The sequence below is a fragment of the Sphingopyxis sp. genome (assembly GCF_016704835.1).
Taxonomy (GTDB): domain Bacteria; phylum Pseudomonadota; class Alphaproteobacteria; order Sphingomonadales; family Sphingomonadaceae; genus Sphingopyxis.
Genome location: NZ_JADIZJ010000001.1, coordinates 1,416,971 through 1,442,672, shown reverse-complemented (window position 1 = coordinate 1,442,672; position 25,702 = coordinate 1,416,971). Strand labels below are relative to the sequence as shown.

General features: G+C 64.7%; 24 protein-coding genes and 1 pseudogene. 12 read left to right on the top strand and 13 right to left on the bottom strand.

Annotated features, from left to right (window positions below):
- Positions 1-99 precede the first annotated feature (99 nt).
- The 5 genes from rplS to IPF76_RS07160 are packed head-to-tail and all read right to left on the bottom strand — an operon-like array spanning position 100 to position 2,921.
- The gene (gene rplS / locus IPF76_RS07180; RefSeq protein ID WP_088442879.1) at positions 100-477 is read right to left on the bottom strand and encodes a 50S ribosomal protein L19; all 378 of its coding nucleotides are present in this window, start codon (positions 475-477) and stop codon (positions 100-102) included.
- 4 nt (positions 478-481) lie between these two features.
- The gene (gene trmD / locus IPF76_RS07175) at positions 482-1,219 is read right to left on the bottom strand and encodes a tRNA (guanosine(37)-N1)-methyltransferase TrmD (protein WP_293841505.1); all 738 of its coding nucleotides are present in this window, start codon (positions 1,217-1,219) and stop codon (positions 482-484) included.
- Positions 1,216-1,593 (bottom strand): type II toxin-antitoxin system VapC family toxin, encoded by a 378-nt coding sequence (locus tag IPF76_RS07170; RefSeq protein WP_293841502.1) that lies wholly within the window; start codon positions 1,591-1,593, stop codon positions 1,216-1,218. The genes trmD and IPF76_RS07170 overlap by 4 nt, the downstream gene beginning before the upstream one ends.
- Complete coding sequence (locus IPF76_RS07165; protein ID WP_293841498.1) at positions 1,590-1,955, bottom strand: hypothetical protein; 366 nt, start codon at positions 1,953-1,955, stop codon at positions 1,590-1,592. The genes IPF76_RS07170 and IPF76_RS07165 overlap by 4 nt, the downstream gene beginning before the upstream one ends.
- A 45-nt stretch (positions 1,956-2,000) precedes the next feature.
- Positions 2,001-2,921 (bottom strand): LysR substrate-binding domain-containing protein, encoded by a 921-nt coding sequence (locus tag IPF76_RS07160; protein ID WP_293841496.1) that lies wholly within the window; start codon positions 2,919-2,921, stop codon positions 2,001-2,003.
- A gap of 102 nt (positions 2,922-3,023) precedes the next feature.
- On the opposite strand from IPF76_RS07160, the gene IPF76_RS07155 reads away from it, so the two are divergent.
- Entirely contained in the window at positions 3,024-3,203 is a 180-nt protein-coding gene (locus IPF76_RS07155; protein WP_293841493.1) for a hypothetical protein, read from the top strand.
- Between the two features lie 242 nt (positions 3,204-3,445).
- Positions 3,446-4,648: a diguanylate cyclase gene (locus tag IPF76_RS07150; RefSeq protein ID WP_293841490.1), complete on the top strand. Its 1,203-nt coding sequence runs from the start codon at positions 3,446-3,448 to the stop codon at positions 4,646-4,648.
- A 9-nt stretch (positions 4,649-4,657) separates the two neighbouring features.
- On the opposite strand, the gene IPF76_RS07145 is transcribed toward IPF76_RS07150, so the two are convergent.
- From IPF76_RS07145 to ffh, 4 genes and pseudogenes are all read right to left on the bottom strand, one after another.
- Positions 4,658-6,169, bottom strand: a complete 1,512-nt coding sequence (locus IPF76_RS07145) for a serine hydrolase domain-containing protein (RefSeq protein WP_293841487.1) — start codon at positions 6,167-6,169, stop codon at positions 4,658-4,660.
- A gap of 73 nt (positions 6,170-6,242) precedes the next feature.
- Positions 6,243-6,737 carry a ribosome maturation factor RimM gene (gene rimM, locus IPF76_RS07140; protein ID WP_293841484.1) on the bottom strand — a complete coding sequence of 165 codons (495 nt, stop codon included), beginning with the start codon at positions 6,735-6,737 and terminating at the stop codon, positions 6,243-6,245.
- Positions 6,738-6,989: 252 nt separating this feature from the next.
- A pseudogene (rpsP, locus tag IPF76_RS07135) lies at positions 6,990-7,451 on the bottom strand (30S ribosomal protein S16); the annotation flags it as partial.
- A 39-nt stretch (positions 7,452-7,490) separates the two neighbouring features.
- Positions 7,491-8,930 carry a signal recognition particle protein gene (gene ffh, locus IPF76_RS07130; protein ID WP_293841481.1) on the bottom strand — a complete coding sequence of 480 codons (1,440 nt, stop codon included), beginning with the start codon at positions 8,928-8,930 and terminating at the stop codon, positions 7,491-7,493.
- A gap of 248 nt (positions 8,931-9,178) precedes the next feature.
- Here ffh and IPF76_RS07125 point away from each other — a divergent pair, with 248 nt between their 5' ends.
- The 6 genes from IPF76_RS07125 to IPF76_RS07100 all read left to right on the top strand — a co-directional run bounded on the left by IPF76_RS07125 (position 9,179) and on the right by IPF76_RS07100 (position 15,367).
- Positions 9,179-10,822: an EAL domain-containing protein gene (locus IPF76_RS07125; RefSeq protein WP_293841478.1), complete on the top strand. Its 1,644-nt coding sequence runs from the start codon at positions 9,179-9,181 to the stop codon at positions 10,820-10,822.
- A gap of 177 nt (positions 10,823-10,999) precedes the next feature.
- On the top strand, positions 11,000-11,806 hold the full coding sequence (gene dapF, locus IPF76_RS07120) for a diaminopimelate epimerase (RefSeq protein ID WP_293841475.1): 807 nt from the start codon (positions 11,000-11,002) through the stop codon (positions 11,804-11,806).
- The gene (locus IPF76_RS07115) at positions 11,803-13,101 is read left to right on the top strand and encodes a MiaB/RimO family radical SAM methylthiotransferase (protein ID WP_293841472.1); all 1,299 of its coding nucleotides are present in this window, start codon (positions 11,803-11,805) and stop codon (positions 13,099-13,101) included. The genes dapF and IPF76_RS07115 overlap by 4 nt, the downstream gene beginning before the upstream one ends.
- Positions 13,098-14,024, top strand: a complete 927-nt coding sequence (ftsY, locus tag IPF76_RS07110; RefSeq protein ID WP_293841469.1) for a signal recognition particle-docking protein FtsY — start codon at positions 13,098-13,100, stop codon at positions 14,022-14,024. The genes IPF76_RS07115 and ftsY overlap by 4 nt, the downstream gene beginning before the upstream one ends.
- Positions 14,021-14,716, top strand: coding sequence for an inner membrane-spanning protein YciB (locus IPF76_RS07105; protein ID WP_293841466.1), 696 nt, complete (start codon positions 14,021-14,023; stop codon positions 14,714-14,716). Before ftsY ends, IPF76_RS07105 begins: the two co-directional genes overlap by 4 nt.
- A 78-nt stretch (positions 14,717-14,794) precedes the next feature.
- The gene (locus tag IPF76_RS07100; RefSeq protein ID WP_293841463.1) at positions 14,795-15,367 is read left to right on the top strand and encodes a urate hydroxylase PuuD; all 573 of its coding nucleotides are present in this window, start codon (positions 14,795-14,797) and stop codon (positions 15,365-15,367) included.
- A 66-nt stretch (positions 15,368-15,433) separates the two neighbouring features.
- Here the strand turns inward: IPF76_RS07100 and IPF76_RS07095 are convergent, their stop codons facing one another.
- The 4 genes from IPF76_RS07095 to IPF76_RS07080 all read right to left on the bottom strand — a co-directional run bounded on the left by IPF76_RS07095 (position 15,434) and on the right by IPF76_RS07080 (position 20,881).
- Positions 15,434-15,988: a gamma carbonic anhydrase family protein gene (locus IPF76_RS07095; protein ID WP_293841460.1), complete on the bottom strand. Its 555-nt coding sequence runs from the start codon at positions 15,986-15,988 to the stop codon at positions 15,434-15,436.
- Positions 15,985-18,240: a fused MFS/spermidine synthase gene (locus IPF76_RS07090; protein WP_293841457.1), complete on the bottom strand. Its 2,256-nt coding sequence runs from the start codon at positions 18,238-18,240 to the stop codon at positions 15,985-15,987. Before IPF76_RS07090 ends, IPF76_RS07095 begins: the two co-directional genes overlap by 4 nt.
- Before the next feature lie 20 nt (positions 18,241-18,260).
- A complete protein-coding gene (gene hemB / locus IPF76_RS07085) occupies positions 18,261-19,259 on the bottom strand; it encodes a porphobilinogen synthase (protein ID WP_293841454.1) in 999 nt (332 codons plus the stop codon).
- An 80-nt stretch (positions 19,260-19,339) separates the two neighbouring features.
- Entirely contained in the window at positions 19,340-20,881 is a 1,542-nt protein-coding gene (locus IPF76_RS07080; RefSeq protein ID WP_293841451.1) for a M23 family metallopeptidase, read from the bottom strand.
- 272 nt (positions 20,882-21,153) lie between these two features.
- Between IPF76_RS07080 and IPF76_RS07075 the strand changes: the two genes are divergently transcribed.
- The 4 genes from IPF76_RS07075 (at position 21,154) to clpP (ending at position 25,530) form a co-directional block, all read left to right on the top strand.
- Positions 21,154-23,928, top strand: a complete 2,775-nt coding sequence (locus IPF76_RS07075; RefSeq protein WP_293841449.1) for a helicase-related protein — start codon at positions 21,154-21,156, stop codon at positions 23,926-23,928.
- Positions 23,928-24,287, top strand: coding sequence for an RNA-binding S4 domain-containing protein (locus IPF76_RS07070; protein ID WP_293841446.1), 360 nt, complete (start codon positions 23,928-23,930; stop codon positions 24,285-24,287). Before IPF76_RS07075 ends, IPF76_RS07070 begins: the two co-directional genes overlap by 1 nt.
- Before the next feature lie 114 nt (positions 24,288-24,401).
- Entirely contained in the window at positions 24,402-24,740 is a 339-nt protein-coding gene (fdxA, locus tag IPF76_RS07065; protein ID WP_293698920.1) for a ferredoxin FdxA, read from the top strand.
- 139 nt (positions 24,741-24,879) lie between these two features.
- Positions 24,880-25,530, top strand: coding sequence for an ATP-dependent Clp endopeptidase proteolytic subunit ClpP (gene clpP, locus IPF76_RS07060; protein WP_293841443.1), 651 nt, complete (start codon positions 24,880-24,882; stop codon positions 25,528-25,530).
- Positions 25,531-25,702: the final 172 nt, after the last annotated feature.

Below are 25,702 nucleotides of genomic sequence, written 5' to 3'. Positions count from 1 at the left end.
TGAAACTGATGTGCTGAAACGAAAAACGACCGGTTCTGCGCTTTGGCGGAACCGGTCGTTTTGGAAAGCTGTTTTCGCTTGGGGTTGGGAAAGCCTCCCTTAGCCCTCGCTGGCTTCCGGCCGGTAGTCGCGGCGCTCCGCAATACGCGCCGATTTACCAGTGCGGCCGCGAAGATAGTAAAGCTTCGCACGACGCACGGCACCCTTGCGAATGACGGTAATGCTGTCGAGGTTGGGCGAGTACAGCGGGAACACGCGCTCGACACCTTCGCCGAACGACATTTTGCGGACGGTGAAGTTGGAGCCCATGCCCTTGTTCGAGCGCGCGATGCACACGCCTTCGAAATTCTGGACGCGGGTGCGTTCGCCTTCGACCACCTTCACGCCGACTTTCAGCGTGTCGCCGGGGCGGAAGGTCGGAATTGTCTTTGCCGCTTTGGCAATTTCTTCGGCTTCGATCGTCTGGATGAGGTTCATGCCCCTAGTCCTTTTCTTTTCGCCGCGCGCCAGAGGCAGGTCGGTCCCGAGCATCGATATGACGCTCCCAAAGGTCCGGCCTGCTTAACCGTGTATGATCTTCCGCCTGTTGTTTCCGCCAGGCTGCGATCTTCGCATGATCCCCCGATCGCAGCACTTCGGGGATCGTGCGCCCTTCCCATTGAACAGGTCGGGTATAGTGCGGATATTCGAGCAAGCCGTTTTCAAACGACTCATCGTCCCCGCTAGAAGCCGCGCCCATTACGCCGGGAAGCAGCCGAATGCAAGCGTCGAGCAGCATCAGCGCCGCCATCTCACCGCCCGACAATATGATGTCGCCCATCGACACCTGCTCGATCGGCCGCGCATCGAAGATGCGCTCGTCAAATCCCTCGAACCGGCCGCAGAGGATGATCGCCCCCGGCCCCGCCGCGAGGGCGCGAACGCGCGCTTGCATGATCGGCGTCCCGCGCGGGGTCATGGCGAGGATCGGCAGGCCCGGATGCGCCTCGAACGCATGATCGACCGCCGCCGCCAGTACATCGGCCTTGAGCACCATGCCCGCTCCGCCGCCCGCCGGCGTATCGTCGACGGTGCGGTGCTTGTCGGTCGCAAAATCGCGGATCTGCACCGGCGCGCAAGTCCAGGTTCCGCTTTCGAGCGCGCGGCCCGCCATGCTGTGCCCCAGCGGACCTGGGAACATGTCGGGATAGAGGGTCAGGGGGACGGCGGTGAAGGTCATGGCAAGGTCCAATTCTCGACCACCAAGCCAGGCACGTCGGTGAACTCGGCTTCGTTTGCGGTGACGAGGGCGATGCCTTGGGAGAGGGCGTGCGCCGCGATCAGCCGGTCGTAGCTGCCGCGCCGGAACGGCAACGCCGCATAGGCCAGCGCAGCTTTATAGTCGAAATCGAGCACCGGCACCTCTTCGACAAAGGCTTGCAACTGATCATAGGCAGGCGCCCTGCCGCGCGCAGAACCATGGGCGACCTCGGCATAAGCAATCGCGGACGTCACCAGGTCGCCCTCGTCGCACTCGCCCGCCCGTGACACCAGCCGGGCGTCGAGGTTCATGACAAGCCCAATGATGGCATTGCTATCCAGCAGATATTTCACGCGCCGTCATTTCCATCGGCCTTGCCAGTCAACCAAGCCCGATCCTCGAACAGCCTGTCTTCTGGCGCGATCAGATGCAGGTCGGTGGCCGAACCCGCCACCTTCGCGATGTTGAATTTGCGTTTGGGTTGATTGGCAGGCTCATAGGAAAGAAACTGGCCGTGTTCGACAATCAAATCCATTTCGGTTCCCGCCATCAATTTTGTCCCCGCCGGAATTCGCACCGCCAGCGAGTTGCCCGATTTGAAGACCTTGACCTTGTGGCGGGTTTTGTCGGACGTCTTCAACCAAGGGGCGGAGCGGAAAACCCGATTCAAGGCGAACGCGCGCCGGTCCTCGTTGACTTCAATTCGCTCCGTCATGGTTCATCTCCGTATATACATGATGTATATACGCTGTGCATCAAGTCAAGCCAGCGGTTTCCACAGTTCATCGGGAAGCCGGTGGCGATCCTTGTCGAGTTCGGCGCGCAGCCATTCACGGAAACGTTCGATCTTGCGGACGCCGACGCGGTTTTCGCGATGGACGAGATAGTGCGCGGTGCCGGGCTGGAAGAGCGTATCGAACGGCTGGACCAGCCGCCCGGCGTCGAGTTCGGCGCGCCACAGCAGCGGCGTCATCATCGCGATGCCGTAGCCGCCCTGCACCGCGCTCGCCTCCTGCAACTGGCTGTCGAGTTCGATGCCGCTGCGCTGCGGCGGCGGCACGGTCGCGACGCCCGCGGCGGCGAACCAGCCCGCCCACCAAGGGTCGTTGGGGGCCAGCCGGTCAACACGCAACAAATCGGCGGGCGCTGCGATGTGGTTCACGTCCAGAAAACCGGGCGCGCAGATCGGCGTCACATGGCTGCGGTACAGAAAGTCGGCCCGCAGGCCAGGCCATCCGCCGCGGCCAACGCGGATCGCGACATCAACATTGGTGGCGTTGAAATCGACCAGATCGTTGTTCATCAACATGCGCACCGCCAGGTCGGGATAGGCCAGCTGAAAGCCGCCGATCCGCGCGCTGAGCCAGGTGCCGCCAAAGGTTGTCATCGCACTGATCGTCAGCACGTCGGCCTCGTCATTGCCTAGCGCGGCAAACGCGTCGCCCATCGCACCAAAGGCGCCCGAGATTGCGGGAAGCAGCCGCTGTCCGGTTTCGGACAGGCGCACCCGCCCCTTTTCGCGCACGAACAGGGCGCGGCCCAGCCGGTCTTCCAATTGGCGCACCTGATAACTGACCGCCGCCTGCGTCAGTCCCAGCTCCTCGGCGGCGCGCGAGAAGTTTTCCAGCCTTCCGGCGGCTTCAAAGGTCCGGATCGCGGCAAGCGGCGGTAACTTGGGCATCACTCATATATAAGCTGACCTTATGATGTGTCGCAAAGCTTTTGTTGGCGCGGCGCGCGGCAAAGGCGCATTTTGCCCCCATCGGATTGCAGGAGAAGAGTGATGAAAGACGAAATTTGGATGCGGACTTGGGACGAGGGTCATCCCCGTTTCAGCGCGGATCTGCACCGCGGGCTTGTGTGGCTGGTCAAGTCGTTCCGGCGCATCGGCGCCCGGATCATCGGGCGCGCCACCCATGCCGAACCAATTCGCTCGTCGGCACCCCAGCGCGATGCAGCGTAATCAAGCGGCACAAGACTGGTTAATGGCAGCGGCTGGCACGACATAGTCGCGAGCTGGTCGAAGGGAGTCCCCGACCCCTGGGCGCCCTTCGACCAGCTCGCTGCTATGACCCGCAAACAGCGCCACTTTCCGAACGCGCCGTTAACCAAAAATCAGCCGTTCGGCGCCTAGCGTTCCCCAGTGGACATGACGGGGGTCGCATGGTGCGAGGTGCGCGAATTTTGGCGTTGGGCGCGGGGCTGTTGGCCACCGCCGCACCGGCGCGCGCGCAATCTTCGTTCGCCGATGCGACCAGCATGAGCTGGGACGGGGTGCTCACCGGCATCTTCCTGGGCCTATTGCTGTTCTCGCTCGCCTATAATGCGGTTTTCTACCGCCTGCTGCGCGAGCGTTTCCTGATCTGGCAAAGCGTGCGCGCCATGTCCTATTTCGCGCTCGCGATTGCGCTGTCGCCGCTGGCAATGGGGGCCTGGCTGGCGCCCGACAGTTTTGCCCGCCAAGTTTGGATCACGATTTTCTTCGACCTGAGCGTCGTCGTGTCAGGGGTGTTCCTTCGGTCCTATCTTGAACCGGGGATGGTCGGACCGCGGCTGTATCGTTGGCTCGGATGGCCGCCCGCCCTGATCCTGTTGACGACCCCCGCTACGGTCATGCCCGACGCGACGGCCTATATGATGCTGCGCAGTGTCGTGCTGGTCGGTATGCTCGCGCTGTGCGGGACGGCGGTGGTGCTCGCGCTGAAGCGCGGCAGCCGCACCGCGCGTTATCAGGCGGCGGCGTGGAGCGGTATCGGCGGAGTGTATGGCGTCAGCCTGTTTCACGACATCGTGCTGGGGCAGCCCTTTGCGAGCTTCCTGTTCCTGCTGTTCCCGGCGCTCGGGCTGGAAGTCATGCTCACCGCCTTTGGCATCCTTGACCGCCTGATGCGCCTGCGCCGCGAGCGACAGGAGGCGCGCGCGCAGGCCGAGGCGATGCGGATCATCGCGCATACCGATCCGTTGACCGGCCTGCCCAACCGCCGCGCGATCGAGGAAAGTTTCGACGAAGAGCCGCCCGTCGCGATCGCGCTCGTCGACCTCGACCATTTCAAGGCAATCAACGACCATCATGGCCATGATGTCGGCGACCGGGTGATCTTTGCTGCAGGGGTCGCGCTTGGATCCGGATCGGCGCTGGCAGCGCGCATCGGCGGCGAGGAGTTTGCGCTGCTGTTCCGCGGCGCGCCCGCCGCGGTCGCGATCGAGGCCGAACGGCTGCGGCAGCGGATCGGCGCTTATGTCGCGCAGATGGTGCCGCTGCTCGAACGTCCGGTGACCGCGAGTATGGGGCTGGTCCATATCGGCCGCGACACGAGTTTCGGCGCGGCGATGAAATCGGCCGACATCAACCTGTACGCCGCCAAGGAAAGCGGACGCAATCGGGTGGTGTTTATCGAAGCAGCGTGACGCCTTTTTTCAGGGCACCGCGACGCGAAAGCGCAGCGACTGGACGGTCACCGGCGTCGTCGGCGCCAGCAACAGCATGCCGTCGAGCCGACCCTTTGTGCAATTCAGGCGGAAGGTCGCCGACATCCCCCCGGACGGTGCCAGCGGCTCGGCAGTCGGGCAGTCTCCGACCGCGGCTTTCAGCCTCGCAAGCTCCGCGACCCAATTCTCTGCAGACCGGTCGAGCAGGAAATTCATCGCCAGTTTGCCCTGAAGCGGAGCAAGATTGCCCGCCGCATAGGCGGCCCGTGCCGCAGCAAAGGCATCTGCCACCGCAGGCGTCACCGGCACTGCGCGGCCGACCAGCAACCCCGCCTTGTGCATCGCCACCGCGCTGTCCCATGCCGGCGCCGACGGCCCTGCGTAAGTGCGGTTCGACAGCGCGAACACGCCCACGCCATGATCGGGCATCAGCATTACATGGCTGCCATAACCCGGATAGCCGCCGCCATGCGCCAACGTCAGGCCAAGGTCGCAATCCTGCGCGACGCGCCAACCCATGGCATAGGCTGCCGCCTGTTTGCAGGCGGTGGCGCCGCTCGCGCCGATACGGTTCGCGACGGTCACAAAATTTAGCCCCTGCGCCATTTCGCGCACGGTTGCGCGCCGGACCGGTCCGGTGTCGGCGTCGTCACGCGCCGGCCAGGCCGACAGCAGGAAGGCGATCCATTTGGCATAGTCATTGGCGCTGACCTGCAACCCCCCCATGCTGTTGAACGCGCCGTCGATCATTTCGGGTTCAGGCGTCCAGGCGTCATTTTCCCACCGATAGCCGCGCGCGTACCGCGCCTTGGGCGTTTGGGTCACGTCGAAGCCGCTGCCGGTCATGCCGAGCGGGGTCAGGATCGTCTGCTGGACGTAGTCGGTGTACGCCATGCCCGAGACTTTGGCGACGATCCGGCCGAGCAGCGCGTAGCCGAAGTTCGAATATTCATGCTGGCTCTGCGGGGCACGGCTGAACGGCACCCCGGCGGCAATCATTTTCGTGAAGACGTCTTGCGGCAATATCTGTTGCCGGTCGCCCCATGGATCATCGGTGACGAGACCGCCGACGTGGTGGAGCAGGTCGCGGATACGGATGCGCGGGCTGTCCGTGGTCGGGTAGACCCAGCCTTTCATTTCAGGGATATGCTGTTCGGCCAGATCGTCGAGGCGCAGCTTGCCGTCGTCGCGCAGTTTCAGGATCGACAGCGCGGTGAACGCCTTGGTCATCGATGCGATGCGGAACCGGCTGTCGGCGGTCACCGCGCGCTTGTCTTTGAGATCCTGGACCCCGATGCCTTTTACATAGGCAAGCTCGCTGTCCCTGACGACGCCATAGACCATGCCCGGAACATGCGCTTCAGCCTTAAATCTGGCGAACAGCGCGTCGATTTCGGGGGTTATTTGCTCAAGGGTTTTCGGCTCCGAATCCTGGGCCAGCGCGGGCAGCGGCAGCGCCAGCACCCATGTCAAAACCAAACCCGATTTCCAGCCCATCATATTTTCCTCTACCCTGTGAGGACGCTATCAGCGCGCCGCGGTAACGGCAACGGGCGGCAAGATATCGGTCGCTCTATTCGATAAATGCCGCCGCGATCGTCACGCCGTCAGCGGTCCATGCGGGAACGGCTTTGTCGTTCATCGGCACCATGAAGCGTTTGCCGTCGGGCTTCGCGATTTCAAGGATGTCACCGGCGCCGAAATTGTCGATCGCGACCACCTCTCCCACTGCGCTGCCGTCGGTCGAGACGCATGGCAGGCCGAGCAGATCGTGGTGGTAATATTCACCCTCACCCAGCGGCGGCAGCGCCGAACGCGGGACGGTGAGGACGGTGCCGCGCAGCGCTTCGGCCCCGCTGCGGTCGGTGATTTCGGCAAATGTGGCGACCGCGCCCTGGTTGGCGGGGCGCACCGATTTCAGCGTGAGATTACGGTCGCCTGCCGCAAAAACGGAAAAGGCGCGGAGGGTATCCGCGCCTTCACCGAATAGCTTGAGGCGCACCTCGCCCCGTACCCCATGCGCGCCGGCGATGGCGGCAAGGGTGACGGGGCGGTCGGCATTGGCCAAGATTTAGGCCTTGGCCTCTTCTTCGCCGGCTTCTTCAGCGGGCGCTTCTTCGGCAGCAGCTTCCTCGGCAGCGGGAGCCGCCGGAGCTTCTTCGGCGGGGCCGCCTTCGGAAGCCTGTTCGGCCATTCCGGTCGCGTCGTCGGCGGTCGCATCGGCAGGCGTGTCGTCAGCAACCGCTTCGGCGACGGCTTCAGCAGTCGCTTCGCTCTTCACCGAACCGGTCGAATCCGATTCAGCCGCGGCGGGGGCGGCGGCGTCTTCGGCAGCAGCAGCTTCAGCAGGTGCTTCGTCAGCTGCCACTTCGGGCGCGGCTTCTTCGGCCGCTTCGGGTTCGGGTGCCGGAGCGGCGGCTGCAGCGGCAGCGGCTTCTTCGGCGTCAGCCAGCTTCTGGGCCTTTTCTTCGGCGCGTTCCTTGGCCTTTTCGCCCGGGACTGCCTTGTTGGGGTTGCTGCGCGCAGCGCGCTCCTTGATGCCAGCGGCGTCGAGGAAACGGGCGACGCGGTCGCTCGGCTGGGCGCCGACGCTCAGCCAATGCGCGGCGCGTTCGCCGTCGAGCTTGATGCGCTCGGGATTGTCCTTGGCGAGCAGCGGATTGTAGCTGCCGATGCGTTCGATGAAGCGGCCATCGCGCGGGCTGCGCGAATCGGCGACAACGATTTTGTAATAGGGACGCTTTTTCGAGCCGCCGCGAGCGAGACGAATTGAGGTAGCCATGATATTTTCCTTCGGTTTAAAGTTTAAAGTCTGATCGAATTATTTCTTTTTATTCATCAAATTAGCAAGCTCTGGCGGGATCGATCCGCCACCGCCGAGGCCGGGCAAACCACTGCCGCCGCCCATGCCGGGAATGCCGCCGCCTTTGCCGAACAGCGCGCCGAGGCCCTTGAGCCCGCCCATCTTGCGGATTTTCTTCATCGCGCCGGCCATTTCCTGATGCATCTTCAGCACCTTGTTGACCTGTTGCACCGTCGTACCCGAGCCGTTGGCGATACGGATCTTGCGCTTCGCGGTCAGAATTTCGGGCTTGGCGCGTTCCTTGGGGGTCATCGATCCCATGATCGCGTCGAAATGGATGAGCATCTTGTCGTCGGCGGCGCCTGCAGCCATCTGGGCCTGCGCCTTTTTGATCCCCGGGATCATCCCCGCGAGCGCGCCAAGGCCGCCCATGCGGCGCATCTGGTTGAGCTGAGTGCGAAGGTCGTTGAGGTCGAACTGGCCCTTGGCCATCTTCGCCGCCATCGCCTCGGCCTCGTCGGCCTGGATTGTTTCGGCGGCGCGTTCGACGAGGCTGACAACGTCGCCCATGCCGAGGATGCGGCCGGCGATACGCGAGGGTTGGAAGAGTTCGAGCCCGTCGAGCTTTTCGCCGGTACCCGCAAATTTGATCGGCTTTCCGGTGACCGCGCGCATCGACAGCGCGGCACCGCCTCGCGCGTCGCCGTCCATGCGGGTAAGCACGACGCCCGTGAGCGGCACCTGGTCGCTGAACCGCTGCGCGACCTGCACCGCGTCCTGACCGGTCAGGCTGTCGACAACGAGCAAAGTTTCGGTCGGCGTCGAGGCGCGGGACACCGCCTGCATCTCGTCCATCAGCTGCTGGTCGACGTGGAGGCGGCCCGCGGTGTCGAGCATCAGGACGTCATAGCCCTGCAGCTTTGCCGCCTGCAGCGCGCGCTGCGCGATCTCAACCGGGCCCTGCCCCGCGACGATCGGCAGCGTCGCGACGTCGATCTGGGTGCCGAGGACAGCGAGCTGTTCCTGCGCGGCGGGGCGATTGACGTCGAGCGACGCCATCAGCACCTTCTTGCGCTCTTTTTCCTTGAGCCGCTTCGCGATCTTCGCGGTCGTGGTCGTCTTGCCCGAGCCCTGCAGGCCGACCATCATGATGACCGCCGGGGGCGCGACATTGAGGTCGAGTTCGGCGGTTTCGGAACCGAGCATTTCGGTCAGCGCGTCGCTGACGATCTTGACGACCTGCTGCCCCGGCGTGACCGAGCGCAGGACATTCTGGCCGATCGCGAGTTCAGTGACCTGATCGACAAAGCTCCGCACCACCGGAAGCGCGACATCGGCCTCGAGCAGGGCGATTCGCACTTCGCGCATCGCAGCGCGCACATCGGCCTCGGTCAGCGCGCCGCGGCCGCGGAGCTTTCCGAAAACATCGCCAAGCCGATTGCTCAGACTGTCGAACATAGGGCCACAATTCCTTCTTCGAACGCCCGCAACGCAAAACACGCCGGTGAGCGAAACCTCGCCAACCAGCGGTTATCCGTGGACATAACTTCCGTCGCGGACATCGATAGCTCGTTCGCAAGATGCGTCCGAACGGGGCGCCAATACACAAAGGTGGCCGCAAAGGCAAGTCGCTGCACCGCGGCGCCACTTAACCCAAATTTCACCGCTTTGCTGGCATTATGCCGCCGATGGTGGGGAATGAACAAATGATCGAAGCGCCGAAACAACCCGACCGCAGCGAAAGCGCCAAACGCGACATCGTGGCGGGCGGCATCGTCGTCGCGGCGATCCTGCTTTTTGTCGGCACTGGCAGCACGGTCTTGCAAGCGGTGGTCAACACGCTGATCGGCATCGGCGGCGGCCCTGACCGCGCGCTTGCCGCCGCGATGGTGCTCAATGTCGCGCTGATCCTGTTCGGCTGGCGCCGCTACGAAGACCTCAACCGCGAAATTCGCGAGCGGACCGAGGCCGAACAGCGCGCGCGCTATCTCGCCGACACCGATCCGCTGACCGGCTTCCTCAATCGCCGCTCGCTGCTCGCGACCGGGCAGCAGCAGATCGCCGGTGCGATCGCCGACAAGCGCCATGTCGCACTGTTCCTGCTTGATCTGGACCATTTCAAGACCGTCAACGACATCCATGGCCATGCCGCGGGCGACCGGGTGTTGCAGGTTGCCGCCGAGCGCATCTCGGCGATCCTGCCCCCGAATGCGACCAAGGCGCGGCTGGGCGGCGACGAGTTTGTCGCCATGCTGGCGTTTGAACCGTCAACCCGCGCAACGATCGACGCGCTCGCGGCCGAGCTGGTCGCCGCGCTCGAAAATTCGGTCACCCACGACGCCCAGCAAATCCGCATCGGCGCCTCGCTTGGCATCTCGCTCGCCGACGATGCCAGCGTGACGATGGAAACGATGGTCCGTCAGGCCGACATCGCGATGTATAATTGCAAGGACGAAGGACGGAACCGCTTCTGCTGGTTCGAACCCGGCATGGAAATGGCGGTGCAGGTCCGCAACCAGATCGAAACCGGCATCCGCGAAGGCATGCCGCGCGGTGAATTCGTGCCGCATTTCGAACCGCAGGTCGATATCGCCAGCGGCCGCCTGGTCGGCTTTGAAATGCTGATGCGTTGGGAATCGCCCGAATATGGCATGATCCCACCCGAGCGCTTCATCCCCGTCGCCGAAGAAAGCGGGTTGATCGGCGAATTGTCGTTGCAGGTCATCCGTCAGGCGATGGAGATCGCCAAACGCTGGGATCCGTCGATCCTCCTCGCGGTCAATATTTCGCCGCAACAGCTGAAGGACCCCTGGTTCAGCCAGAAGCTGACCAAGCTGCTCGTCGAGGTCGGTTTCCCCGCGAGCCAGCTCGAGGTCGAGATCACCGAAAGTTCGCTGTTCGAAAATCTGCCGCTGGTCCGCTCGATCGTCACCAGCCTCAAGAATCAGGGCGTGTCGCTGAGCCTGGACGATTTCGGCACCGGCTATTCCTCGCTGTCGCATCTGCGCGCGCTGCCGTTCGACCGCATCAAGATCGACCGCAGCTTCGTCGCTGCGATGCGCGGCAGCCCCGACGCGCAGGCGATCGTCGTCGCGATCGTGCGGCTGGGTGAAAGCCTGGCGATGCCGATCACCGCCGAAGGGGTCGAGGACGAGGCGACCGCGATCGAACTGACGCGGCTTGGCTGCGCCAAAGGCCAAGGCTGGTATTTCGGCCGCGCCGCATCGGCCGCTGACACCGAACGCCTGCTCGCCGACCGCTCGTTGCTCCGCACGCCGATGCTGCCGCCGACGAGCCCCGATACGGGTTCGGACACCGCGGGCACCGAACCGCTGCGCAAGACAGCGTGATTTAGCCGTCATTCCCGCAAAGGCGCGGGCTGATGCAGGCCTTATTCTTTGCCGCTGCGTACGCCACGGGCCGCCGCGTACAGAAGCCGGTGACTCTGAAACGTCCTTCGCGGGGGCGACGAGGAACCGGGGCGCATCGCTAGACTTCCCCGCCCCGCGCCCTTACATGCGCGGACTATGGCGGATCGCTTCACCAAGATGCACGGGCTGGGCAATGATTTTGTCGTCATCGACGCGCGGGAGGGCGCGGTCGAGATGACACCCGCGCGCGCGAATGCAATCGCCGACCGGCGGCATGGCATCGGCTGCGACCAGCTGATCCTGCTCGAACCGTCGACCAAGGCCGATGTCCGGATGCGGATCTTCAACGCCGACGGCGGCGAGGTCGAGGCGTGCGGCAATGCCACGCGCTGTGTCGCGACATTGATCGGCCAGCCCGCGGTGATCGAAACGCTGGGCGGCATGCTGCGCGTCACTCCAGCCGACGGCGGCGCCGAAGTCGTGCTCGGCGAGCCCTCGTTCGACTGGGAGCTGATCCCGCTCGCGATGCCGATGGACACCCGCGACATGCCCGTCGCGTGGGACGAGCTGGAGCATGGCGCCGCTGTCAACGTCGGTAATCCGCACATCGTGTTTTTTGTGCCCGAGGCCGACGCCGTCGCGCTCGACGAGCTCGGGCCGCGGATCGAAACCGACCCGCTGTTTCCCGAACGCGTCAACGTCAATGTCGCGAGCCTGGATGGCGACAACCAGTTGCAGCTGCGCGTCTGGGAACGCGGCGTCGGGCTGACGCAAGCGTGCGGCACCGGCGCGTGCGCGACCGCGGTCGCGGCGATCCGGGCGGGGCTGGTGCAATCGCCGGTCACCGTGGCCTTGCCCGGCGGCGATCTTATCATTCGCTGGGCAGCGGGCGAGCCGATCGTGATGAGCGGCGCCGCGACACGCGTCTATGAGGGCGAGACCGACTGGGCGCAGTTCGGATGAGCGGTGGAATTACGGACGGCCCCGAGGTCGTCAATTTCGGATGCCGGCTGAATATTGCCGAGGGCGAAGCGGTTCGCGCTGCGGCGCGCGAAGCGGGCGCACGCGATACGATCGTCTTCAACAGCTGCGCGGTGACCGATGAGGCGGTGCGTCAGACGCGGCAGGCGGTGAGGCGGGCATTGCGTGAGCGGCCCGAAGCGGACGTGGTCGTGACGGGGTGTGCGGCAGAGCTGGAGGCTGCCCGCTTTGCCGATATGGGCGCGCGGGTGGTCCGCAATGACGCGAAAGGGTGGATCGAGAGCTACAAAGGCAAGAACCGTGCTTCGACAAGCTCAGCACGAACGGAATTGGAAGGTGGCTTATCCTCTCCGCAGTTTGCCCTAAGCTTGTCGGAGGGCCGTCCTTCCCTTCCCTACACCCCTGCCCTCTCCGGCACCGACCACGCCCGCGCCTTCCTCGGCGTCCAGACCGGCTGCTCGCACAGCTGCACCTTTTGCGCGACGGTCATCGCGCGCGGCACCGCGCGCTCGGCAACCGTCGAGGATGTCGTGGAAACCGCACAGATCGCACTTGACCGCGGCCAACACGAGATCATCCTGACCGGGGTCGATCTTGCCAGTTATGGCGACGATAGCGACGCCACTTTGGCCGCGTTGGTAGAGGCGCTGCTCGCGCTGCCGATCGAACGGCTGCGTCTGTCGTCGCTCGACCCGAACCGCATCGACGATGCCCTGTTCGCGCTGCTGACGCAGGAACCGCGGGTCATGCCGCATGTCCATCTGTCATTGCAGGCGGGCGATGATATGGTGCTGACGCGGATGAAGCGCCGCCACCGCCGCGCCGACGCCGTGGCGCTCGTCGCGCGCCTCAAAGCCGCACGCCCCGAGATTGCAATCGGCGCTGACCTGATCGCCGGATTTCCGACCGAGGATGACGAGATGTTCGCCAATTCGCTGGCCCTGATTGACGATTGCGACATCGTCTTTGGCCATATCTTTCCGTATAGCGCGCGCGCAGGAACCGCTGCCGCGCGCATGCCGCAGGTCGGGCGCGCAATCGCCCGCGACCGTGCCGCCATTCTGCGGGACGCCAATATGCGGCGGCGGCACGCGTGGCTCGATGCCCAGGCCGGCCACACCGCGACGATGCTGGTCGAGCGCGACGGGCTGAGCGGCCGTGCCGAGAATTTTGCGGCGCTGTCCCTTTGCGCGCCTGCTGCCGCTGGTACGATCATCCCTGTCCGAATCGCGGCGCGCATTGATGACCGGCTGGTCGCCACGGAGCAGGCGGCATGAGCGGGCAGAGCTGGAGCGAACGGCTGCTCGGCGGTTTCAAGCGCACATCGGAGCGGCTGGGGGAAAATCTCTCCGGGCTGACCGGCAAGGCGCGGCTGGACGAGGATGATCTCGACCGTATCGAAGAGGCGTTGATCACCGCCGACCTTGGCCCCGCGATGGCGGGCCGCATCCGCGAGAGGCTGGCGGCGCGGCGCGATGCCGTGGCCGGCGGAGTCGACGAACTGCGCAAGATCGTCGCCGAGGAAATCGCCGCGGTGCTACGCCCGGTCGCCGAGCCGCTCGACATCGACGCCTTCCCGCGCCCGCAGGTTATCCTCGTGATCGGGGTGAACGGGTCGGGCAAGACCACCACCATCGCCAAGCTGGCGCATCTGTTCCAGGAACAGGATTATGGCGTGATGCTGGTCGCGGGCGACACGTTTCGCGCTGCGGCGATCGGTCAGCTCAAGGTCTGGGCCGAACGGCTGGGCATTCCGATCATGTCCGGTCCCGAGGGCGGCGATAGCGCCGGCATTGTGTTCGACGCCGTCAAACAGGCGACTGCAACGGGCATCGACGTGCTGATCGTCGACACCGCCGGGCGGCTGCAGAACAAGCGCGAGCTGATGGATGAGCTCGCCAAGATCAAGCGCGTGCTCGGCCGCCTCAACCCCGCGGCGCCGCACGATGTCGTGCTGGTGCTTGACGCGACGACGGGGCAAAATGCGCTGGCGCAGATCGACGTGTTCCGTGAGGTTGCGGGGGTCACCGGGCTGGTGATGACCAAGCTGGACGGCACCGCGCGCGGCGGTGTGCTCGTCGCCGCTGCCGAACGCCACGGACTTCCCATCCACGCCATCGGCATCGGCGAGACGATCGAGGATCTGCGCCCCTTCGACGCCGATGAAATCGCTGCCATTATCGCAGGAAATATAAGATGACCGCCTCCCCCATCGACGTGCCGCCGACCGGCCCCGAAGCTATTCCTGCCGCGCCGCCGGCCAAACATGGCTGGCTGAATTTCGTGATCGATTTCGGGCCGCTGCTCGTCTTTTTCCTCGCCTATAAATTCTCGTCGGGCGGCGAAGGCGCATTTGCCGCGACCGCCGCCGCGATCAAGGGCACCGTGGCCTTCATGGTCGCGATCATCATCGCGATGGCGGTGTCAAAGTGGAAGCTGGGCAAGATTTCGCCGATGTTGTGGATGTCGAGCATCCTCGTCATCGGTTTTGGCGCGCTGACAATCTGGTTCCACGACGAACGCTTTATCGTGATGAAGCCGACGATCATCTACACTGCATTTGCTCTGCTGTTGCTGGGTGGCTGGTGGTTCAGGAAGCCGATGCTCAAATATCTGCTGCAATCAGCGCTGGAGGGTCTCACCGATCGCGGCTGGCTGCTCCTGTCGCGCAATTGGGGGCTGTTCTTTGCCGCGCTCGGTGTCGCCAATCATGTGATGTACGAGCTGATCCAGGCCAAGCAGATGAGCTTTGACCTGTGGCTCACCATCAAAGTGTGGGGGATCACCGCGCTGTCGTTCCTGTTCACGCTGACGCAGGTGCCGGTGATGCTGAAGAACGGGCTTGCCGTTCCCGACGAGGCGCACGACCAGGCTGGCATCAACAAAAGTTGAGTCCTGCTCCCGAGGCTGGCATAGCTGGCGCCATCGGTTCAGGGTCGCGGCTCTGCCGGATAATGAGGGGGAATGAATATGGACAAATTTTTCGGCAATTTGCACGCGGTGCTCGGCGCCGGGTTGGTGCTCGCGATCATCCTGATGCTGGTGCTGAACGGCCAGAATTTCGAGGACGGGGTCTCCGCCGCCAATGCGGTCATGCGCTGGCTGCACACCTTCTTTGGCGTGCTGTGGATCGGCCTGCTTTATTATTTCAATTTCGTCCAGATTCCGACGATGCCGAAAATCCCGGCCGAACTGAAACCCGCGGTCGGCAAGCATATCGCACCCGCCGCGCTGTTCTGGTTCCGCTGGGCAGCGTTGATCACGGTGTTGTTGGGTGTCGCGATCGCCGGCCACGCCAAATATCTGGCTCCGGCGCTGGGCCTGCAGGATCCCTACAAGCTGATCGGTGTCGGCATGTGGCTTGGCCTGATCATGGCGTTCAACGTGTGGTTCGTGATCTGGCCGAACCAGAAAAAGGCGCTGGGCATCGTCGAGGCCGACGACGCGACCAAGGCCAAGGCCGCCAAGACCGCGATGATCTTTTCGCGCACCAACACCCTGCTGTCGATCCCGATGCTCTATGCGATGGTGAACTTCAGCTAAGCCGCACGGCAACGCCAAATCGACAGGGGCGCCTCGGGAAACCGGGGCGCCCTTTTTCGTGGGGCCTCAGCCGTCGATCGCCGCCTTGTGCATGCGGCCGTTCATCACATAATGCGCGACGCCCATCTGCATGCCGGCCGCCTGCGCATCGTCGATATCGCGCACCCGCCGCGCCGGCGCACCGGCCCATAATTCCCGGTCAGGGATTTCCTTGTTCTCGGTCAGCAGGGCGCCCGCGGCGAGCATCGCGTCGCTGCCGATCCGGCACCCGTTCATCACCGTGGCCTTCAGCCCGACGAACGCGCGGTCGGCGAGGACGCAGCCGTGAACCATCGCCATATGGCCGATCAGCACATCCTCGCCGATGATGGTCGGAAAGCCGTCGGGGCGATGCGGCATCGGGCCGTCGCAGTGGACGATGCTGCCGTCCTGAATGTTCGACCGTGCGCCGATGACGATATGGCTGACGTCGGCGCGCAGCACGCAATTATACCAGATGCTGACGTCTGCGCCGATCGTCACATCGCCGATGATCCGGCACCCCGGCGCGATGAAGGCGCTGGGGTCGATCTGCGGCGTCTTGCCATTGACGGCGATGATGCTCACGTCGCGATAGGTCATTCTTTTTGCTTTCCGATCAGGTTGCTCCACATCAGGACCGGCAGGGTCGATGCATAATCGTCGGTCCAGCGCTCGAAGCCCGCGCGGGCGTTCAACGGCACCCACGCACCATCCTCGCCGGCCTTCTCACGCGGACGCAGGCCGCCGGTCAATTGTCGCATCCGCTGCGGTGTTGTCGTCAAGGCTACCCAATTCGATGCGGTGAGGTCGCCAATCCCGTCTTCAACCGGCCCCGGGTCAAGGCGGATAGCGGCGCGCCAGCCTCGCGCGCGCGCCTCTTCGGCCAGCACCGGTTCGAGTCCGAAGAAGCGATTTGAGATATGAATCAGCAAAATGCCATCGGGCTTTAATGCCCGCTGGTAAATGCCGATCGCTTCCTTGGTCAGCAGATGCAGCGGGATCGCGTCGGAGGAAAAGGCGTCGATAACCAGAACATCGAACCGCGCCGCTGGCTGCTCGGCGATTTTTAATCGCGCATCGCCGATGACGATCGGGGTGTCGCCGGCGCAATCGGACAGGAAGGTGAATTTTTCGGGATCGCGCGCGATATCGACCATCACCGGATCGATCTCGAAAATCGTCCATCGCTGGCCGGGCCGCCGATAGCAGGCCAGCGTCCCGGCGCCCAGCCCGACGATACCGACCGCCGCATCGGGTCCGGCCAGTGCTTCGGCCTGGGCGAGCGTCAACCCGACCCCGGATTTCGGGCCATAATAGGTGGTCGGCTCACGGCGATGTGCCGGATCGGTGCGCTGCAACCCGTGCAGCGTCGTGCCATGCGCCAGCCGTCGCTGTTTCTGGCCGGGGTAATTGGTGACCGTGTATACGCCAAAATAGCTACGGACCCGATCGCCGGTAAAGCTTTCCTGCACCGTGTTCCAGCCGCCCACGCCGACCATCAGCAGTGCCAATATCGTCACATAGGCCCAGCGCCAGCTGATCACCAAAAGGCCGATCGCAAAGATGCCAAAGCCCCAGATCGCGACATCGTCATCGAGCCGACCGGACCAGCCGCCGACCATGCGCCAACTGGCAAAGGCGGCAATGGCGACGAGCAGCACCACCGCCATGCGGACTGTTGGCGCGCCAAGTTTAAGCCATTTGTCCCACGGAAAGATCGCGGGCAACGGCAACAGCATCGCCGCGGCAAGGGTCAGTAGTGGATGTTCATACACCCAGTCGAAAATCAAAGGCGCGAACAACGCCGCGAACAATCCACCGAGCACCCCGCCCGCCGACATCACGAGGTAAAAGAGCGTCAAGTGCTGCGTCGCCGGACGCAGGTGATAGAGATAGCCGTGCAGCGCGGTCGCAATGACAAACAGCATCAAAAGGCTCGCGAGCGCAATCAACATCGATCCTCCGCCCGTACTCAGCAAAGCCAGCCCGCCGACCGCGAGCAGGACCGCCGGGGCGATGAAAGTGATGATCTCGGTCAACCGGTCCATCGTCGAAAAGGCGATCACGAAGCTGAGCAGGTAAAGCCCGAGCGGGAGCACCCACAAGAGCGGCATCGCGACGATATCGGTGGTCAAATGCGTCGTCGTCGACAGCATCAGTCCCGACGGCACCGCTGCGATGAACAGCCAGTGCAGGAGGCGCCGCCAGGTCGGGCGCGGTTCGTCGATCGAAACGGCATCGCTCGCCGCCTCAGCGGCCCGGCCATGCCAGCGCGCCGCAGCACTCGCCGCCACCAGCAGCACGAGCAGCGCATAGCCAGCGGTCCAGCCCCAGCTTTGCGCCGCCAGCGGCAAGTTCGGTTCCACCAGCGCCGGATAGCTGATGAGGCCGACAAAACTGCCGAGGTTGGATGCGGCGTAGAGATAATAGGGATCGCCTGCGCGGGGGTCCGCGGCGAACCAGCGCTGCATCAGCGGTGCCTGTGCCGACACCACCAAGAACACGGGGCCGATCGAAGCGAGTAACAGCAGCGGCACCCACAGCGCCTCCTGTCCCGGTCCGGGTGGTGCGATCTGCGCAATGCCGATCGGCAGCCACAGCGCCGCGACCAGAAACAGCGCGACATGGATCATCGCCTGACGCTGCACCGTGAAGCGCCCAAGCCAATGGGCATAGGCATAGCCGCCGAGCAACAGCGCCTGATAGACCAGCATCGCGCTGTTCCACACCGCGGGCGCACCACCCAATTTGGGCAGCACCATCCGCGCGACCATCGGCTGGACTTGAAACAGCAGGAAACTGCCGACCAAGATGGTCAGCACAAACAGCCAGCGCCGCGGTAACGCAGTCATAATAAGCCCACCCCTGTCGATTATTTGCTCAGCAGCCGCGCGGCATGCAGCGCATGATAGGTCAAAACCCCCGAAGCCCCCGCACGGCGGAACGCCAGCAGGGTTTCGAGTACCAGCGCGTCGCGGTCGCCCGCGCCCACCGCCGCCGCAGCCTCGATCATCGCATATTCACCCGACACCTGGTACGCATAGACCGGCACGGCAAAATGGTCCTTCACCGCGCGGACGATGTCGAGATAGGGCAGCCCGGGTTTTACCATCACGCTGTCGGCGCCCTCGGCCAGATCCTGCGCGACTTCGCGCAGCGCCTCTTCGGCATTGGCGGGATCCATCTGATAGGTTTTCTTGTCGCCCTTCAGCAGTCCGCGCGAGCCGACCGCGTCGCGGAACGGGCCGTAAAAAGCCGACGCATATTTCGCGGCATAGCTCATGATCTGAACATGGCCGAAGCCTTCGGCTTCCAGCGCCTGCCGGATCGCGCCGATGCGGCCGTCCATCATGTCGCTAGGCGCGATGATGTCGGCGCCCGCGCGCGCCTGGTTGAGCGCCTGCCCGACGAGCACCTCGACCGTTTCGTCATTGAGCACATAGCCGCTGTCGTCGATCAGCCCGTCCTGCCCGTGGCTGGTATAGGGATCGAGCGCCACATCGGTGAGCACGCCGATGTCGTCGCCGAGCGCCTGCTTGATCGCGGCGGTGGCACGGCACATCAGATTGTCGGAGTTGAGCGCCTCGACGCCAGTCTCACTGCGCCGGTCGGCTTGGGTGTAGGGAAAGAGCGCAAGGCACGGGATACCCGCCGCTACGGCTTCGCGCGCGCGATCGACGAGCCGGTCGACCGACCAGCGCGACACGCCAGGCAGGCTTGTGATCGGTTCCTCGGCGCCCGACCCATCGCAAACGAACAGTGGCCAGATCAGGTTCGACGGCGACAGCGTCGTTTCGCGCACCATCGCGCGGCTCCAACCGGTGCGGCGGGTGCGGCGCAGGCGCAGATCGGGAAAGGCGGCGTGGGTCATGCGGCGTGCATAGCGGGGCTGCGCCGCGGGGCAAATGGTTCTTCTAAAGCCCCGCCCCTTCCGGGGAGGGCGTAATTGCGTCAGATCCCGCCCTCGGCGCGCTTCGAAGCCACATCGGCCAGGCTACCGAGCTTCGGCCCCTCGACCTGTTTCGGCGCGATCGGGGTCAGTGCGGCGCCCGGCGCCACCGCGGTCAACGCGCGGATGCGGGCCCGGAAATCGGCCAGCGCCTTGCCTTCGAGCAGCGCGCGGGTAACGAAAGTCACCGACGACGGATTGACCGCGCGCCCGTTGCGATAGAGTTCGTAATGGAGGTGCGGGCCGGTCGACAGGCCGGTCGAGCCGATATAACCGATCACCTGGCCGCGATTAACCCGCTGGCCGGGGCGCACCGCGATGCGGCTCATATGCCCATATCCGGTGCCGAGGCCGTTGCCGTGGTTGAGCTTTACATAATTGCCAAAGCCGCCGTGGCGACCAGCGATCGACACGACGCCGTCGGAGACGGCATAGATCGGCGCGCCATAGCCGCCGCCGAAATCCATGCCGCTGTGCATGCGCTTGTAACCGAGGATCGGGTGGCGGCGCATCCCGAAGGTCGAGGTCACGCGCCCGTTCGTCGGTCGCGCCATGCCGCCGCGCTGTTCACCGACGCCCGACGCCTCAAACCATTGCACGCGGCCATCGATATTCCATTCGAGCATCGACAGCTTGGGTTTGCCGCCCCGGAGCAGCCCGGCATAGAGCAGCTTGCCAGTCTCGCTCTCGCCGGTTTCGGCGCGGCGGTAATCGACGATGATGTCATATTCATCATCGCTGCGGATGTCGCTGCCGACCGAAACCTGGCGACCGATGACGCGCAGGTACGACTGGATCGCCGTTGCCGGCGCACCGGCAGCGCGCGCCGAACGATAGAGGCTTTCACCGACCCGGCCACGAATGCGTAGCGGGGTGGTGTCGACTGCGATCGGGATACGCCGCATCACCAGCCGGTCGCCCTCGCGTTCCATTTCGATGCGCAGGTCAAAGCGGGCACGCATCGCCAGCGCCTCGACCGGGCGCGGCATCGTGCGCGCGGCGCGGCGGCCAAGAATCAGGTCGATGCGGGTCCCCGGAGCGATGTCAGCGAGCGGCACCGCGCTCGCCACCTGATTGGCGAGCGCCTGTGCCTCGCCGCCGCCGACGCCCGAGCGTTCGAGCAGGCGGGCGAAGCTGTCGCCGCTGCCCAAGGTGGCGGTGAGTTCGATCTGCGGTCGTTCAGGAGTCTGGGTCAGCGGACGAACCGCATCGGTCGCCGCCATGTGCCGCCCGGTGTCGCCGCCGAGCGCCAGCGGTACGATCATCTGCGCGCGCGCTTCGTTAAAATCGGCGGCACTCTGCGCCGGAGCGCCGCCCACCGCGAGCGGCTGGATACCTGGGAAGCTGGCAATCGCGGTGCCGCACAGCAGGGTTAATGTCGCAAGTCCGCGCCACCATTCGGCTGATCCGATATTGTCACCAAGGTCGGGAACCAGATCGAGTTGCGCCAGCCGGTCGCGCCAGCCGAGCCCTTCCGAATCCGAATCGGCGCGGCGCAGCGGGATCGCTTGCGACATCGTGAGCGCGGCCGCATTGCCGGACATCCCCGCGATGGGTTCGTGACGCTGAAACAAACTGCAACCCCCGCTCGACGGGCCTCCCGAAACCCGGCCGCCGAATGATATTTCGGCCGCCTGTCTGTAAAGAAAGGTCGTTAAAGTCAATTTAATGGCGGTTTCGCCGTAGTTGCTTGCGGCAAGTCGTGGCGAGGGTGGGATATTATGCAAATCGCGAGGAAAAATCAGCCGCCACCCCGCAGTTCAACGATCGACGGTTGCGCGGCGCTCGCCGCCATGCCAGCTTGGCACCCAAGATAATGACGTCATCCTCTTCCCAGCCGGTCAAGGCTGTCCTTGGCCCCACCAACACCGGCAAAACCCATTTGGCGGTCGAGCGTTTGACCGCCCATTCGAGCGGCATGATCGGCTTTCCGCTGCGCTTACTGGCGCGCGAAGTTTACGACCGTGTCGTGGCGATCAAGGGCGAACGCCAAGTCGCGCTGGTCACCGGCGAAGAACGGATCATCCCGCCCGACGCGCGCTACCTGCTTGGCACGATGGAAGCGCTGCCGATCGAACGCGACGTCGCGTTTGTCGGCATCGACGAGGCGCAGCTCGGCGCCGATCCCGAGCGCGGCCATGTCTTTACCGACCGCCTGCTGCGCGCACGCGGCCGCGACGAAACGATGATCCTGGGATCGGGGAGTATCCGCGGGCTGGTGAGAACCCTGGTTCCCGAAGCCGAAATCATCACGCGTCCGCGTTTCTCGACCTTGAGCTATGCGGGCACGTCGAAGCTGTCGCGCCTGCCCAAACGCTCGGCGATCGTCGCCTTCTCGGCCGAGGAGGTTTATGCGATCGCCGAAATGTTGCGCCGCTTTTCGGGCGGCGCGGCGGTCGTAATGGGTGCGCTCAGCCCCCGAACACGCAATTCACAGGTTGCGATGTTCGAGGCGGGCGAGGTCGATTACCTCGTCGCTACCGACGCGATCGGAATGGGACTCAACCTCGACGTCCAGCATGTCGCCTTTGCCAGCTTGCAGAAATTCGACGGGCGGCGCCTCCGCCGCCTGACCATAGCTGAAATGGCGCAGATCGCCGGGCGCGCCGGACGCCACCAGCAAGATGGCAGTTTTGGCACCGTCGGCTTGCCGCAGGGCGGCTTTACCCCCGAAGAAGTGGCTGCGATCGAGGGTCACCATTTTCCGCCGCTGTCCAGCCTGTTCTGGCGCAATCCGACCCCAGGCTTCGGCTCACTCGACCAGCTGCTTGCCGACCTTGCGCAGCCACCGACGCAGCCGGTGCTGCGCCCGGCCCCCGAAGCGGTCGATATCGCTGTGCTCAAGCATCTGGCGGGCGATATGGAAGTTCGGGCGCGCGGCGGCGATTTTGATGCGGTCCAGCGGCTTTGGGACATTTGCGGTTTGCCCGATTTCGAACAACTGGGCGCCGAGCACCATAGCCGGACGATTTTCAAGCTGTGGCAATGGCGAACCAGCGGCGATGGGATGATCGACCCCGACTGGTTCGCGCGGCGGCTGGCGAAGCTCAATGATGTCGAGGGCGATATCGATCAGCTCGCAAGCCGCATCGCCGCGGTGCGGACTTTGTGCTTCATCGCCCAGCGCGGCGACTGGATTGCGGGTGCGGCGGGGTGGACCGAACAAACGCAGGCGCTCGAGTCGCGCTTGTCCGACTCGCTGCACGCGGCGCTGGCACAGCGCTTCGTCGATCGGCGCCTCGCGCTGCTGCTCCGCGACGCGGGACAGCGCAACGCTGCGCTGCCGGTTGCGGTCGGACCCGACGGTACCGTTGCGGTCGATGGCGAGGCGATCGGCACGCTCAAGGGCTTTCAGTTCAAAGTCGATCCGGTCGCCAGGGCGAGCGATCACCGGATGCTGCTGGCCGCCGCCGAAAAACATCTCCGCGCCGAACTCGCGCGCCGCGCGACCGCGCTGGCCGAGGGTGACGACAGCGCGTTGTCGCTGATTGCCGATCCCGGTGCCGCACCGCGACTCGCATGGCACGGTCATGCCATTGCGACGCTCGTCAGGGGTCCGACGCTGGTCCAGCCGTCGATCCAGGTCGATCCGTCGCTGCGGCGGCTCGATCCCAGTCAATTGCTGGCAATTGCCGAGCGGCTGCAGCGCTTTGTCGCGCATCAGTTGGCGCGCCACGCCGCGCCGCTCGCCGCGATGGGCGAAGCGGCGGGCGACCTGTTTACTCCGCCGCGCGTCCGCGCATTGCTCGCCGCGCTGGTCGACGGCAGCGGCACCATCGGCCGCGCCGCGGTCGACGAGCAGTTGAATGCGCTCGCCGCCGAAGAACGCCTGCAGCTGCGCAAGCTGGGTCTCACCATCGGGTCGCTCGACATTTTTCACCCGACGCTGCTGAAGCCCGAGGCGGTGCGCTGGCGCGCCGCACTCATCGCCGCGCAGCAAGGGTCACCGGTACCGGCGTTGCCGCCGCACGGCGCAGTGCTGCAAAAGGTGGGTAGCCATGCCGGGCTGACGATCGCGGGCTTTCGCCGCTGCGCGTCGGGCTGGCTGCGCATTGACATGGCAGAAAAACTCGCGCGGCAGGCGCACGCCGCGCGAATGCAGGCTGCAGCGCCGCCGACCGCGCCGATTGTCGGCAGCGGCGATCATCATGACGACCATCCGACCGGTGAGGACGCAGACATCACCGTCGCGCCGCCGCCCGGCTTCGTGATAGATCCTGCGCTTGCGACGTCGCTCGGGCTCGACGAGGAAACACGGCGCGGGCTGCTGGGCAGTTTCGGGTTCCGCAGCGTTGGCGAGCCCGCGCAGCAACGCTGGCGCTGGTCGGGGCTGCGCAAGCCCGACAAGCGCCAGCGCCGCAAACCGCCGCGCAAGGGTACCGACCCGACGCCGCGCACTGCGGCGAACGGCGACATTCAGCGGCGGCCGATCCATACCGCCAAGGGCAAACACAGCGTGCCGCGGGTCGACAAGCCCCGCGCCGATCCCCCGCGCCCGCCGCGCCCCGATCGACCCGCACGGCGCAGCCCGTCGCCCAACAGCCCCTTCGCGGGCCTTGCGGCGCTCCTCGCCGACGCGCGTAAGGACTGATGGCAAGCCCCGGCGCCGCGGGAAGCATCCGGCTCGACAAGCTGCTGTGGTTCCTGCGTTTTGCACGTTCGCGCAGCCTGGCACAGGCGGTGGTCGCGGCGGGGCATATCCGGCTCGACGGGCGGCGCGTTTCCCGACCGTCGTGCGCGGTGCATGTCGGGCAAACGCTGGTACTGCCCGTCGGCGAGCGGATCGAGGTGGTGCGGCTGCTGACGATCCCGGTTCGCCGCGGATCGGCGAACGAAGCGCGGGCTTGCTACCAGAATCTCGATTCCGGCGTGCCCGCCGCTACCAATCCATCTATCAGGGGCGATGGAAAAGCTGTGCATCCAAATTCCGCGCCCGACCCTATCCAATGAGAGTGATTCGCAACTGCTTGCTAGGCGTTGACGCACCGCCGCCCGGCGGCATAGAGGCGAGCCAAGAGAGAGCCTGACGGCCCGTTTGTCGTCATTTGAGGGAGCCTGAAACCCATGACCTATGTCGTCACCGATGCCTGTGTCCGGTGCAAATATATGGACTGCGTCGAGGTGTGCCCCGTCGACTGTTTCTATGAGGGCGAGAATATGCTCGTCATCAACCCCAACGAGTGCATCGATTGCGGCGTGTGCGAGCCCGAATGCCCCGCCGAAGCGATTCTGCCCGACACCGAAAGCGGCCTGGAAAAATGGCTGGAAGTGAACACCAAGTTCAGCGCCGAATGGCCGAACATCACGGTCAAAAAGGAAAGCCCCGCCGACGCCGACGAATATAAGGGCGTCGAAGGCAAGTTCGAGACGCTGTTTTCGCCCGAACCGGGCGCCGGCGACTGAAATCTTCCTTTACGTTGTGGTGGTCGCTCTTGGCGTTTCCCCCCTTGAAACCCTCTCGCTTGGCGACGATGTAGGCGACGGAGGGGCGAGCCCGCCGGTTCTCGGCGCGGCGCTCCAATAGCATAAGGACGCATTCCCAATGATCGACCCGCTCGCCGCCCTGGTTCCCGTCGTCGTCGAACAGACGAGCCGCGGCGAACGCAGCTTTGACATTTTCTCGCGGCTGCTGCGCGAACGGATCATCTTCGTCACCGGCGAGGTCGAGGATAATATGGCCTCGCTGATCACCGCCCAGCTGCTGTTCCTTGAATCGGAAAATCCGAAGAAGGACATCTATATGTACATCAACTCGCCGGGCGGCGTCGTTACGGCGGGCATGGCGATCCACGATACCATGCAGTATATCCGCCCCCGCGTCGGCACGGTATGCGTTGGTCAGGCCGCATCGATGGGCAGCTTCCTGCTCGCTGCGGGTGAACCCGGGATGCGCGTCGCGCTGACCAATGCCCGCGTGATGATCCACCAGCCATCGGGCGGCGCCCGCGGCATGGCGTCGGACATCGAAATTCAGGCGCGCGAAATCCTTCGCATCAAGAAGCGAATGAACGACCTGTATGTGAAATATACCGGCAAGTCGCTGAAAGACATTGAAAAAGCGATGGACCGCGACACCTTCCTCGAAGCCGATGAAGCCAAGGCCTTCGGTCTGGTCGATCAGGTGTTCGACCGCCGCCCCGGCGTCGCGGGCGACGATGCGCCGAAGGACATCAGCGAAGGCCCGACGCCCTGAGCGCGCAACTGATCGCTGAGATCGTCACCCCGGACTCGATCCGGGGTCGATTGCCACGAGGTGGCCATGGATGCCGGATCCGGTCCGGCATGACGACTATTGAGGATCGGTAACCGCGTTTCTTGACGCCCGCTTGGCGCCTTGATGTTAGGCGGGACATTGCCGTGATGTC